This is a genomic window from Desulfomonilia bacterium (assembly GCA_036567785.1).
Taxonomy (GTDB): domain Bacteria; phylum Desulfobacterota; class Desulfomonilia; order UBA1062; family UBA1062; genus DATCTV01.
Map to the genome: position 1 here is coordinate 325,314 of DATCTV010000034.1, position 13,267 is coordinate 338,580.

At 52.4% G+C, this 13,267-nt stretch carries 10 protein-coding genes; 6 read left to right on the plus strand and 4 right to left on the minus strand.

All coding sequences use genetic code 11. The annotated features are described in order from the left end of the window. Positions 1 to 5: 5 nt before the first annotated feature. Positions 6 to 1,238, minus strand: coding sequence for a helix-turn-helix domain-containing protein (locus VIS94_09815; GenBank protein ID HEY9161370.1), 1,233 nt, complete (start codon positions 1,236 to 1,238; stop codon positions 6 to 8). Continuing rightward, on the minus strand, positions 1,219 to 1,809 hold the full coding sequence (locus VIS94_09820; GenBank protein HEY9161371.1) for an NAD(P)H-dependent oxidoreductase: 591 nt from the start codon (positions 1,807 to 1,809) through the stop codon (positions 1,219 to 1,221). Before VIS94_09820 ends, VIS94_09815 begins: the two co-directional genes overlap by 20 nt. 174 nt (positions 1,810 to 1,983) lie before the next feature. On the opposite strand from VIS94_09820, the gene VIS94_09825 reads away from it, so the two are divergent. The 6 genes from VIS94_09825 (at position 1,984) to VIS94_09850 (ending at position 10,488) form a co-directional block, all read left to right on the plus strand. Further along, the gene (locus VIS94_09825; protein HEY9161372.1) at positions 1,984 to 3,132 is read left to right on the plus strand and encodes a DUF4185 domain-containing protein; all 1,149 of its coding nucleotides are present in this window, start codon (positions 1,984 to 1,986) and stop codon (positions 3,130 to 3,132) included. Positions 3,133 to 3,267: 135 nt separating this feature from the next. Beyond that, entirely contained in the window at positions 3,268 to 4,704 is a 1,437-nt protein-coding gene (locus VIS94_09830; protein HEY9161373.1) for an FAD-binding oxidoreductase, read from the plus strand. Positions 4,705 to 4,740: 36 nt separating this feature from the next. Next, positions 4,741 to 5,856 carry a (Fe-S)-binding protein gene (locus VIS94_09835; protein HEY9161374.1) on the plus strand — a complete coding sequence of 372 codons (1,116 nt, stop codon included), beginning with the start codon at positions 4,741 to 4,743 and terminating at the stop codon, positions 5,854 to 5,856. Continuing rightward, positions 5,853 to 7,511 (plus strand): glycerol-3-phosphate dehydrogenase/oxidase, encoded by a 1,659-nt coding sequence (locus VIS94_09840; GenBank protein HEY9161375.1) that lies wholly within the window; start codon positions 5,853 to 5,855, stop codon positions 7,509 to 7,511. The genes VIS94_09835 and VIS94_09840 overlap by 4 nt, the downstream gene beginning before the upstream one ends. Positions 7,512 to 7,540: 29 nt before the next feature. After that, positions 7,541 to 9,091 carry an FGGY-family carbohydrate kinase gene (locus VIS94_09845; protein ID HEY9161376.1) on the plus strand — a complete coding sequence of 517 codons (1,551 nt, stop codon included), beginning with the start codon at positions 7,541 to 7,543 and terminating at the stop codon, positions 9,089 to 9,091. Between the two features lie 29 nt (positions 9,092 to 9,120). Beyond that, positions 9,121 to 10,488: an MFS transporter gene (locus VIS94_09850; GenBank protein ID HEY9161377.1), complete on the plus strand. Its 1,368-nt coding sequence runs from the start codon at positions 9,121 to 9,123 to the stop codon at positions 10,486 to 10,488. Between the two features lie 75 nt (positions 10,489 to 10,563). Here the strand turns inward: VIS94_09850 and VIS94_09855 are convergent, their stop codons facing one another. Further along, positions 10,564 to 11,700 (minus strand): glycosyl hydrolase family 17 protein, encoded by a 1,137-nt coding sequence (locus VIS94_09855; protein HEY9161378.1) that lies wholly within the window; start codon positions 11,698 to 11,700, stop codon positions 10,564 to 10,566. Positions 11,701 to 11,953: 253 nt separating this feature from the next. Then, entirely contained in the window at positions 11,954 to 13,246 is a 1,293-nt protein-coding gene (locus VIS94_09860; protein ID HEY9161379.1) for a DUF362 domain-containing protein, read from the minus strand. Positions 13,247 to 13,267: the final 21 nt, after the last annotated feature.

The following is a 13,267-nucleotide window of genomic DNA, read 5'->3' on the forward strand; positions in this document are numbered from 1 at the left end:
CGATGTCATTTTCTGCCTGAAAGCCTGTACTGCTGAGGCGTTTTCTGCATATGCCTGAGGAAAACCTTGTTGAGATAACTCTGGTCGTTGAAGCCTGTATTCTGTGCGATCTCTGCTATGCTCATCCCGGTGTTCACAAGAAGCTCGGCCGCCTTTTCAATTCTAAGTCTATTCAGCATCTGCGAGAAGCCGCATTTGAAATGCTTTTTGAACTGGCGTGAGAAGTGCGCCGATGACATGCAGGCCATGCGCGCCGCATCATCCCTGGTTACATTCCCGGACAAATGCTCTTTCATGTATTCGAACGCCGTCTGAAGCTGAAACGGTTTTGAATCGAGGCTGTGCTCCCGGATGGAGTCCATTATGATATCCAGAGTACCCGTCAGCCAGAATGAAAGGTCTTCCTCCGTCCTGATTTTGGAAAGTTCAACGAGCGAGGCGTAATTCTTTCCCAGCAGGTTGTCTGCAGCCCCGCCCAGTTCGACGGCTGTCCGGTACATGGTTATGACCAGCTCAAGGAACTGACCCTTTATATGTTCGAAGTTCCCCTGCCCCTTATATAAAATTGCAGTAAGCAGGTTGTTGATATGGCTTCGCGCTTCGGTTTTGTCACCATGCCTTATTGCGTTAAGGAGTGCGGGTTCGATCTGAGAATACATTTCCCTTATCCCGGAAATCCCGAGTGCTTTAAAGTAATGGATTGAATGCGCCCTGTACTCTTCTTTTTTGTTGAATGCCTGCCGGCTTTCCAGAAGGTCCAGATTGGTCAGGTTGAACCCGCCAGCAAGCCGCATCAGGTCGGCCGAGGCCTTTACAATATCAAGGGAGGCCTTGCCTGTATTGTCAGGAAAAACCGTGTCCTCAGGGACTTCGGCGATTATCCCGCCCAGGACTTCCCTGTTTAACATGACTGGAACCGCCCATATAAAATGCCTTCCCGCGCAAAGCTTGATGACTGGCTCGCCCCATCTTAGGGCCTCTGTTATGACCAGCTTGCGGGTTTCCCGGCATTCAGGAAGTCCGCAGAGTTCGCAACAGGAAATATTGTTGCCGCCTTCGCCGTTGGGATCTGTCAACTGAAGGCTGATGCCCCAGGACTTTTTATAAACCTTTTCGAGAGAGGTAAATTCCTTTTTCCCGTAAAACGGGACAAAACCGGAACCGGGAAAATTCAATATATCGGGATTAAGGGTTTGCGCAGGAACCCTGCGACAGCCTTTATCCTCTCTTCTTTTCATCGTTTAACAGTTTTTCAGCAAAAGCTTCGATCTTGTGAGCGGTTTCTTTCCTGTCAAGCATCTCATGAGCTGTATATTCGCCGATGACAAGATGCCCAAGATTGTTCATCTGAGAAAATTCCGCCATTCTGGCAAAGCTCTGAACCACAAGATCGGCCCCGTCGAACTCGTCGCCGCCTGCTGTAAGGACAAGCGCACATTTTTTGCCCTTCACAAGGGAAGCTATCGGCTCCTTATCATACTTGCCAAGGCAGAAAAGCCTGTCGATAAAAGGCTTTATCTGTGCCGCATATGACCAGAAGAATACCGGAGCGGCGAAAACAATAACGCTGCTGGCAAGAATCTTTTCATACATCTCCTGCATGTCGTCCTTGATTTTGCAGCCGGGCTTTCCGGCTGTTTTCTGGCAGGAAAAGCATTCGGCGCAGGGCTTAATCTTGTAATCGGGAAGAAATACAGTCTTTGGATTTGCCCCCTTTTTCTTAAGCGTTTCGCTCACTTTATCAATCAGACATGCCGTGTTTCCATGCTCGCGCGGGGAGCCGAGAAAAAACGTTATGCGTGGTTTCATCACGCCCTCCTTTTATAAGGGTGTTATTTGTTTCGGGCCGCAAAGAAATGCATCTCAAACATTCTACAAATTTTCAGGTTCTGTCAATCACGGAGACAATTTATTGTCCATGACGAAGCCCTGTGCTTTAAGATCACCTGTTATGAAAACGGCTTTAGTGCTACAATTTTGATCATGAAGGGCGGAAAAGCATTCTTTCTTTATAAACAGAATATTCCCCGCCATCTCACGATATTCCTATTTTCCACACTGCTTTTGAGCCTGTTCTTTTGGGCGGATAATCTTGAGGCAGGAGAGTCTTTCAATATAGAGGCTCAACGCTGGACTGAAGCCGAGAAGATTTTTCATTCCGACCCTCATTGGCTTGGCGGAGACGGGGCCGCATCGATCGACCTGGGTAACGGCCGGGTGCTCTGGCTTTTCGGCGACAGCCTTATCGATCTTGCCGGTACCGGTTCCCGCCGTTCATCCGATCTGGTGCGCAACAGCCTTGCCATCCAGAGAGGGTATGATCCTTCCATGGCCAAGATGAAGTTCTATTGGAAAATGAAGGAAGGAAAACCAAAGGCTTTTTTTGGACATAATGGAAATAAATGGTTCTGGCCGGCTTCCGGCATCATGCTCGGCAAACATTTAATTATCTTCCTCATGGAAATTAAAGAAGCCGGAAATGAACTCGGTTTTGAGGCCTGCGGATGGAAGGCCGTCTGGATCGATAATCCCCAGGAGGAACCGAACCGCTGGAAATTGACCTGGCTCATCAGCCCCCAGATGAAGGGCCTAGTTGTCGGTTCCGGAAATCCCCTCCTGGAAAAAGGCTTCCTGACGGTATGCGCTGCGGACAGCAGGGATCGTGCGGTCTATCTGGTACGCTGGCCGGAAAGCTCGGCCGCTACCGGAACGCTTGTAAATCTGCAGTACTGGGCCGGTGAGAAGGCAGGCTGGGTGCAAGGGGAAAAACACAAACCTGTGCGTATAATAACAGACGGCCAGATGGAGTTTTCCGTTCAATATCAGCCTAAGCTTAATAGGTATCTCCAGGTTCAGACATTGAGTGTAATGAATCCCTGCCTGGCTTTGTCGTCTGCCGAATCCATGACCGGGCCTTGGTCCCTGCAGACCTGCTTTTTTACCCCGGGCGAACAGGGCAGTCCGGAACTCCTTATCTATGCAGGCAAGTCACATCCCGAACTCAAAGGGGCGGACATGGTCTTCACATATGTTGTAAATACTACAAGGGAAGACATTCTCCTTGATGATATGTCCATCTATTTTCCCGTAATGCTCAAGGGGCGGATCATAGCCTCTCAGGCTGTCCCGTAGAAATTCCTTCAAGCCCGTTATAATAGGTTGCGGCACTGCCGGAATATTCGTGTCCGGACGATAATCCCTTTTTCTGTGAAGGAATGATATGTTATAAGATTATAAATTCTGATGGTTTGAAGCATAGGGGGTTATATGAAACCGTTCTATGATTTCCGCAAGTCACTGGTTGAAACCGAACTGATTGAAGCGCTTGGCCCGGAGCGGGTATCGACATCACCCATCGACCGTCTGTCTTACTCACGCGACATGATCGTGGAATGGAACTGCCCTCAGCCTGAAGGCGAATTTGAACCTCCCCAGGCGGATTTCATCGTCTGGCCGAAAACCGCGCAGGAGGTCTCCGAGATAATAAAGATCGCCAATGTCCACAAGGTGCCTGTAACCCCGGAATGCGGGGGCGCGCAGGGAAGCGGCAGCACGCTGCCGTTGTTCGGAGGCATTCTCATCGACACCAAATCGCTAGATAAGGTGATAGAAATAGATACCGAAAACCATACCGTGACCACGCAGACAGGGCTCATCTGCCAGGAGCTTGAATCGAGGCTCAACGCCGTGGGCTTCACACTTAACCACCTTCCCCAGTCTCAGCATGTAAGCGGGATAGGCGGGTTCCTTGCCGCCCGCAGCGCAGGCGTCGTCTCAACGAAGTACGGCAAGATATCAGAGATGGTGCTGGGTATGGAGGTCGTGCTGCCTACCGGCGAAATCATGCGCACCAAGGCCGTGCCCAACTCCGCCGCAGGGCCGAATTTCAATCATCTGTTCATGGGGTCCGAAGGAACGCTCGGGGTTATTACCGAGGCCACTTTCAAGATAAGACCCCTGCCGGAGACCAGAAAATTCCTGGGACTCCTGTTCGAAGACCTGCCTTCAGCCATGAACGGCGCGCGCCTCATCATGCGGCGCGGCCTCTGGCCTGCCGCCATGCGCATCTCGGATGAACTCGAAACGCAATACTTTCACCACCATGACTCGGGTTCGGAAATGATCCTGATGTTCGACGGATTTGAAGACCTCTGCAAACTGGAACATCGGGAGGTTATGAAGATCGCAAAAAAGCTCAAGGCCCAAGACCTAGGCGAAGGACCTGCAAAGAACTGGTGGGAGAACAAGAGGTTCTCGGTGGCATTCCCTTCCAGCACTCACCCTCTCTTCGGCATCCCTACTCCGGGATTTGTGAGAGTGTCCGGCTGCATAGATTCGGCCGGGACATTCGACTATCTGGTGAAGGTCCAGCGCGGACTCAAGGAAATTGTTGAAAGCATGCAGATGTTCCTTGCCGCGCATTTTTCCCATTTCTATACATCAGGCGGGATGATTTATCCGACCTTCGTCGGTCAGCTGATAAAGGGCAAACAGGCGGCCCGCACATATAACGAGGTCTGGCGCAGGGGCATAGAGCTGTCGCACAATCTGGGCGGCACCATAAACCACCACCACGGGATAGGGATCAACCTGGGGCGTTTCATGAAACTGGAACTGGGCGAAACGGGACTTGAGAATTTCCGCCGCATAAAAAGGGCCATGGACCCCAACAATATCATGAACCCCGGAAAACTCGGGCTTTAAATATGGTGATGAATTCACTTTAAAGGAGATGAACGCATGAGCGATCTGATAGAAAACTCCCGGCTTTGTTCCGTCTGCTTCAAGATGTGCCGTGATGCCTGTTCCGTTGCCGCCGCCACCCGGCACGAGGCCGATTCCCCGCACAACCGCGGGTTTTTCGCCTATCGTATCATGCAGGGAAAGGCCGACCTTAATGCCAATATTGTGGATTATTTCTACCGCTGCTCGATGTGCAAGGCCTGCAGGGAAGCCTGCGAGACCGGGATCGACACCGGCGAGATCATGCTGAGCGCAAGAACCGGGCTGGATGACTCCTTGCTGCCTGCATCCGTGCTGGCAAAAAAGGCGGATATAGTTTCAGGCAGAATCAATCCGGGGAATTCTGATGAGACAAGTTCGATCTTAAAGTCCTATACGGCAAGGCCGGACGCGCGAATTCTGGTATATTTCGGGCGCAGGCTTCGTGCGTACTGGGCTGATTCGGTACGGGGCACCGTTAATATTTTTGAAAAACTCGCCATCAATTTTTCCGCTCTGCCAGAAGATCCCGATACCGGGAAGCTGGCATACTTCTTTGGATTTTCACGTGAGGCGGCAGAACTTGCAAAGAAATTCAAGGAGACGATAGAAGCTCGCTCGCCTGAAAAACTTGTGGTCATGTCAGCCGATGACCTGAGGATGATCAAACTGGAATATCCGAAACTGGGCCTTGATATCAAAAACATCGAAATCATAAGCCTGCCGGAATTCCTGCTTGCAGTTCTGAAAGAAAAAAAGCCAGCATTTGCAGGCTTCAAAAAAAGAAAAATCACATACCACGACCCCTGCGGGCTGGGCCGCGAGCTTCGTGTATTCGAAGCGCCGCGCGATATCATACGCATGGTTCCGGGCATTAAGCTTGTCGAGATGGCCTTTTCCCGCGATCGGGCTCCGTGCTGCGGCTATGGCTCCGGGCTCGAGATTAGCCATCCTGAAATCATGCGCGAAATGGCATCCCGCCTGATTGACGTTGCTCGCGAGTCAAAGGCTGATGTCCTTGTGACCGGCTGTCCGACATGCCGCAGTGTCCTCTTGGAAAACATGAAAAACAGCGGGGAATCAGGACCGGAAGTGCTCGACATTCCCGGTTTCCTTGAAAGGTGTCTGCAATGAACAATGAATTGATATCATGGAGTGCGAAAGACCGTCCGGAATACTTGAAAAAGCTCAAAGAAACCTCCTTCGATGTTCTGATCGTTGGCGGCGGTATAACCGGCGCGGGCGTATTGCGTGAATGCGGGCTGCAGGGGGTCAGGGCGGCCCTTATTGAAAAGGACGACTTCGCATTCGGGACATCATCCAAAAGCACCCGACTGGCTCACGGCGGGGTCCGCTATATTATCAACGGCGAGTTCGGCCTCGTGAGGGAGGAAACGCACGAGCGTGACTGGATGCGCGGCGCATTTCCCAACCTGGTTCGGCCGGTGCCAATCATCTTCGCATGCTACAGCCTTAAGGAGGCTGTCATGGTCGGGATCGTACTCGCCATTTACGATGCCCTGTCCGGCTGGAAAAATTACCGCATCTCGCGCTTTTTGAACATAGACAAGATCAGGAAGCTCGAACAGGATATGACCTTCAAGGGTATACATTCAGGATACCTTCTCTACGAGTGCATAACCAACGACGCCAGGCTAACCGCCGAGGTCGTCAAGGAAGGGGTCATGCTTGGGGGCACGGCGCTCAACTATGTAAGGGCAAAAGAGGTTTTCATGGAAAACGGCCGCGCAGCAGGCGTAGAGGCTATTGACCGGGAGACCGGCGAGACCTTTGCCATAAGGGCGAAAAATGTCGTCAATGCCTCCGGGCCGTGGACCGACGAACTCCTTCCCGGAGATTACAATGAAGGGAGCCGCCTGATAAGGCCGGCCAAAGGCGTTCACATCGTCGTAAAGCGCGAAGCGATAGGCAACCGTGGAGGGCTATATGTCAAGAACCCGGTGGACAAGCGAGGCGTTTTCGTGCTGGCCCATGGCGATTTTACCTATCTGGGGACCACCGACACCGAATATACAGGCGACCTTGACAACTGCTACACAGAAAAGGAGGAGTACGAATATTTCAGGAATATTACCAACGCGAGCCTGCCTGCCGCCCGATTCGAACCCGGGGACCTTATAGGCACCTATGCCGGGAACCGTCCTCTGGTCCACCAGGAAGGGCTCTCCGAGGACAAGACCTCGCGCAGGGAATATATTGACGAGGTGAAACCCGGGTTTTTCGTGCTAACAGGCGGAAAGCTCACCATTTTCCGGACCATGGCGCTCAAGCTGCTTAATTACATGTCGGCGAAAGGCGCCTCCTCAATTGCCGAACCCGACAGAAGGCTTTCGAAGAAGAGGTTTTCCCTTTCGCTTACAAAGGACGAATGGAACAGCCTGATTCGCAAAACATTCGGTGATAAGGGCCCCGGGCTTGACGCCGGTACCGTGGAGCACATCTACCAGAACTACGGGAAGGGCGGTATCGTCATACTTGAAATGGTGCGTGATGACCCGTCGCTTGCAGAGCATGTTACATACGGCCAGCCCTACATCATGGCCGAGATCGCCTACTGCATGGAATACGAAATGATAACTCACGTGAAGGACTTTCTTCTGCGCCGCACGAACCTTTCCCTGCACCAGCGCGATAACCATGAGGAACTGGGCCGGAAGGTGGCCCGGTTCATGGCGGTACATCTTGGCTGGAGCGATTTGCGCATCGAAGACGAAGTCAGTGAATATGCAGCTCTGGCCCGTAAGAACAAATTTTTCTTATCCGAATAAAAGCTGACTGTTTTTAAAGGAGCGTCAGGATGAGTAACACGGATGATCTGATCCTGGCCATAGACAGCGGCACCCAGAACGTGAAGGCTGCCGTATTCGATCTGAACGGCAATCAGCTCGCGCTGTCGCGGATGGCGAACGAACCCGATTCGGCCCCTCGCCCCCTGTGGGTTGAGCATGACCCGGAAGATTACTGGAAAAAACTCTGCGAAACGGTACGTGAGGTGCTTGCCTCAATCGGCCCGGACATCGGGAAACTCAAGGCAGTGGGGCTTACCTCACAACGCGGTACGGTCATTCCCATGGACAGTCAAGGCAATATCCTCAGGCCTGCAATAATCTATCTGGATGGACGAGAGACCGTTGGACTTCCTCCTTTAGGCGGTTTCTGGGGCTTCTTCTTCAGGGTCATCGGCAAGAAGAGCGCAATCGACTACGTGCGCAGACATTCGCGCTTTCTGTGGATCAGGCAGAACGAACCCGATGTCTACCGCCGGACACACAAGTTCATGCAGGTCGCGAGCTTTCTTAACTACCGGCTCACGGGAGAGATCAATGAATCCATAGCCATGATGGTAGGGATGTTCCCGATAGACTACACGAAATTCAAATTCTATCCGTTCAAGGGGATTCACGAGGCATTCGGGGTGACTCCCTCCATGCTCCCCGAGTTGATGCGGCCTCAGAGCATAACCGGCCGCATAACCCGGGAGGCCGCTCGTGAGACCATGATTCCCGAAGGGCTGCCCGTCGTGGTCGGCGGCGGAGACCAGCAGTCCGCAATGATCGGAATGGGCGTCACCGATGAAAGACACGCCTCCCTCGTGCTCGGGACGACCATCGGCCTCAATATCCCTTCTAAGAAATATATCAATGACAAAAATCTCATTTTTCTGCCATGGCCATCCGCGATCCCTGACGAATACATTCTCGAGGTGGGAGTTGGCGGCGGCCTGCTTACCGTCTCATGGTTCGTTAAGGAACTGGCCGCGCACGAGGCAATACTCTCGAAAGATGAAAACAGACCTGCCGAAGAGATACTGGAGGAGACCATCCGAGACATCCCGCCGGGTTCGCTCGGCCTGATGGTTCAGCCTTACTGGAATGCGCCTTTCCATCGGCCCGAGGCCAGGGGTTCGATGCTGGGATTTTCAATGGCACACACCCGTGCGCATCTCTACCGGGCGATTCTCGAAGGCATGGCATATGAAATCAGAGCCGGGTATGAGGCCATCCATAAACAGACCGGGATTACGCTCTCCGAGATACGCGTCTCTGGCGGAGGCTCTCAGAGCGGCATGCTGCTTGCCATTTTGGCCGACGTTTTCGGCATACCGGCGGTACGCACACAAGTCGGTGAAGCAGGCGCCCTGGGGGCGGCCATATGCGCCGCGGCGGGTGCGGGTCTTCTGCCCGATTTCAGGGCCGGGATAGAAAAGATGGTGCATGTCAAGGACCGCTTCGAGCCTGATCCGGAAAACCACAAGATTTATGAAAAGATGTACAGCGCCTACCGGAAGATATATCCGAGAGTGGGGGACCTGTATAAAGAGACCGAAGGCATTGCATCGGACAAATAATACGTTATCTATTTCTAAGTGAGGTGATTATGGAAATCAGTGAGGAAAGAGACCGGCTAAGCATTTCCACAAAAATATTTTATTTGTTCGGCGATATCGGCATATCCATATGCCTGTCGGCCGTGGCGTTTTTCATACTGTTCTATTATGCCGATGTGGCCAAGGTCGACCCGGCACTTGTAGGCACCGCCCTTCTTCTTGGAAAGCTCTGGGATGCCGCCAGCAACCCTCTTTTCGGATGGATTTCAGACCGCACAAAATCCCGCCATGGCCGCCGCAAGGTCTATCTCTACTACTGCTCGATCCCTCTGGGTATATCATTTGCACTGCTCTGGGCCATGCCCGAAGGCTTGACCGGCGTCATGACCACTGTCTGGATTATTGTCACATTTCTCATCTACTATACCTTCGATAACATCGTAGGGGTATCCTACTATGCCATGACGCCGGAACTCACGCGTGACTATGACGAGCGCACGAGCCTGACAACCTTCCGCATGATAGGCGGCACCGTGGGATATATGGCTGGCGCCGCCCTGCCGCCCTTTATCGCGGGTCTGTTCGCAACAGGGAAGATCGGATGGAGGATGATGGGCATCATGTTCGCGGTCTTTGCCGTGATGTGCCTCTATATAACGGCCTTCGGGGTCAAGCAGCGCAAGGAGCTCGAAGGGCCTCCTTCCAAGCTGCCAGTGCTCCCTTCAATAATCACCTGCTTTAAAAACAAACCTTATGTATATCTGATCATCCAGGGGCTGTTTACAGGCATCAGTTTTGTTCTTGTCATGTCGTACATGGCTTTTTACCTCACATACCAGCTCAACATGAAAGACAAGATACCCATCATGATGGTCCTGCTCCTGGCCACGATAGGTGTTTTTCTCTTTTTCTGGAAATGGGTCACCGACAAATGGGCAAAGGGTCCGACCTATGCCCTGGGCCTGTTCATAGCATTCGGCGCCACCGCATTATCGTTCTTCCTGCCGCAGGGCGGCAGCCTCTGGATATACCCCATCGTCTTCGTTGCAGGTTTCGGGTTCTCGGCCCAGTGGGTCCTTCCCTGGTCAATTATTCCGGATGTGATAGAGTATGATGAACTGATAACCGGAGAGAGGCGCGAAGGAATTTATTACGGGGTGAAGGGCCTGACCGACAAGGTCGCCTGGGCCCTGGGGCTTTTCGTGGGCGGCTGGGTGTTGAAGCTTTTCGGTTTTGTGCCCGAAGCAGCACAGAGCGCGAAATCTCTGCTGGGGATAAAACTCTTTTTCGGCCCGATTCCTGCGCTCGTGACATTCATAAGCCTGCCGCTCCTGATCTGGTTCCCTATCAACCGGAAAACCCATGCCGAGACGCTGGCCAAACTGAAGCTCAAGAAGGGGGAAAGCAGATCAGAATAAATTGATAAGTGAACTGACGGTTTCCCCCGTCAAACCGGTAGACAGGGGAAGCGTTTTGTCAGTTTTTCTTGACCGTTACGGCTTCATCCCCTGTTTAGGTTTGCGGTTCGAATCCCAGATTCCGTAATGGGATTCCCCGTTGGCGTCTCCCTTGGGCGGCTCGTCGAAAGATTCGAAATAGAAGGCCAGGATACCTGCGCCTGATGCCCACTGAACAATGCCGTTGTGAAAAGCGCTCGCATTGTCGGGCGTGAAATTAGGATTGCCTGTTCCGCCTGACGGCCAACCCGTTTCTCCCAGTATCAGCTGTTTTCCGCCCACCTGGCTGGATCTTGCCATGCCGTTGTAATAACCCTCTAGGTTTGCCAGCGCATCACTGACTGACTGGCTGAAGTTGGGGTACATGTTGTCGCATATTACGTCGCAGACTGCCAGGACCGGCGCATTGCTGCTCATGAACACGTCATCGCCCGTCAGACATGTCGTTACCGGGACATTGGCGCCCTTGCCCTTCCTGAGGGCTTTGGCTTCATTGATATATGCTATCAGTGTGGCCTGAGGGACTCCGTGCTGCATGGCCTCGTTCCCTACAATGGCAAGATCGACAAAGCCGTTGTTTACGTTGTTCATGAGGTTCTGGATCTGGGTGTTCGCATCGTTTCCGTCCACATACGCCCCTGCCGCCACCATCAGGCCCCGTTTTTTTGCCAGCGCCGGAATGTTTTCGAGACCAAGGGTCGACCCGTAGGTCCGCACCCACTTGGTATGAGAGGCCACCGTATCGAGAAGACTGTTCAGACAGTCATTGCTGACCGGCTCACCAAATGCTCCCGGACACTGCGAGTTTGCGAGGTAGGGAGATAAGGAAAGGGCCTTGCCTCCGGCGACCCTTTTCAAAGTGGATGACGAATCCATCTCAAAGGCCACAACCGATGCCGGAGCGGACATCACGGCTGCATTGAATTCATCCTGTGAGATGTTCATGACCTGAACATTCTTGAGTTTCATCTTGTTTGCGTTCTGGGCATCCTTGAAAATGACAACGCCGTTTTTCTTTATCTCCGCATCCTTTGCGAAGTAGACATTTCCGTTGCTGGTATCGGTAATCTTGTAGTACTTTGTGCTGCCGCAGCCGGTCAATGCGCTTATAAAGAGCGCCAGCATTACACATACAGCCATGAGCTTTCTTGTATTCATACCACTTGAGGTCATCGCACTTCTCCTTTTGCCTGTTATTTGCAAAACTGAAGAGATTATGGCCGGACTTTGTAAGAATGCCATTCTTTTGCATCTTGAATTCAAGGTGTGAGGTTCGGCCCCTATTTCTTATCGGAAGGATGTCAGGCAGACATGACACCTGAGATTATCTGAATATAAAAAAAGCCTGCCCGCAGCAGCAAGCGGGATTCAAGAAATCCACTGGCTGCTGCAAACCGGCTTCTGCCGGTACGACAATCGAATCAGGTCAGAATGCCCCGTGTTTAACCTTATTTGCGAGCTTTTCGATTGTGTTGACGATTATGAGCGGAACGTCGCGCGTGTCTAGCATCGGCGACGGCATGCCGTACAGGAACGGCAGTACACCGGTGAGTTTGACTGCTCCGATAGGGCAGCCCTTGACTTTCTTTATTTTGCTGGCGTTCCTGATTGTGCCCTTAACCTCGGTGCAGTCGCCGATAAGCAGGCAAACCCCGCCGCCAGCATCCACATCACCTTCATAGATGCCGGTCACCATTGCTCCCGGTTTTGCATTCTTGAGTGAACCGGGCCTGCGGGCGTCTATTGTGCCCAGACTTCCCTTTATGGCAGCCAAGCATCCGCCATAGCAGATCTCGTTGGTATTAGGGCCTATGCCCTCGTAGAATTTGATGCGTGTATCCAGTATCTGCATGTCCTGGAACTGGCTCACGATGCCTTCCGTTCGCTTCCTTAGTTCTGGGATTGTTATGTCTCCCAGTATCTTTACCGAATCGGGCTCGATCGAGCCGTAGCCGCGTTCAGATGCTATGCGCAGATGATGGACCTGCTCCGGCTTATATCCCAGTATCTGAGCTGCAACAACGTCGGATGCGATCGGGTCGTTGCTTATCATTATCAGTCCAAGGTGGAACGGCTTGGCGCAGGATTCGAAGCCGTGGCCTATGGTTACGGCATCGGTGATGATAATATCCGGATAGGCCATCTCCAAAATATCCACGATCTTTTCATTCAGGCGGTCATCGTGATAGAGCATGCGCTCTTTGTGCAGCAGGCTGCCGATATTCAGCTTGAGTGCATTGGTGATCTCGCAGCAGATGTGGTACTTGAGCTTCGGCATCCATATCTTGAAGTCGGCTTCATGTATGAGCCTGGGGCACAGGATGGTCTTATGAAACTTGGCACGCGTCATGTTTACCTTGACATATTTGTCCTCGTTGAAGTCGATTACAGGGACATTGTACCGCTGCCCCATGTCATAGTATTCGGATTCCTTGAAGCTCATGCGCGTCGGCATGGCAAAGCCTCCCGACTCTCCTACGTTGAGGTCGGTGATGCCGGGGAACTCACGTACCCTGTTGACGACCTGGCCTACCAGGTCGGGGTTGGTGAAGGCATGCATCGAATATTTCTTGTTGGCGAACACGACATTGGGCTTGATCAGCACCTTGCCTTTAGGTTTGCGACCCAGCAGTTCGAATCCCTCTTTAACCACTTCCGCCATCTTGGCATTATCGTAGTTTTCTACACTGCGCAGTAAAACCCAGCGATCCTCAGACATATATGCCTCCTTTTATGCGGT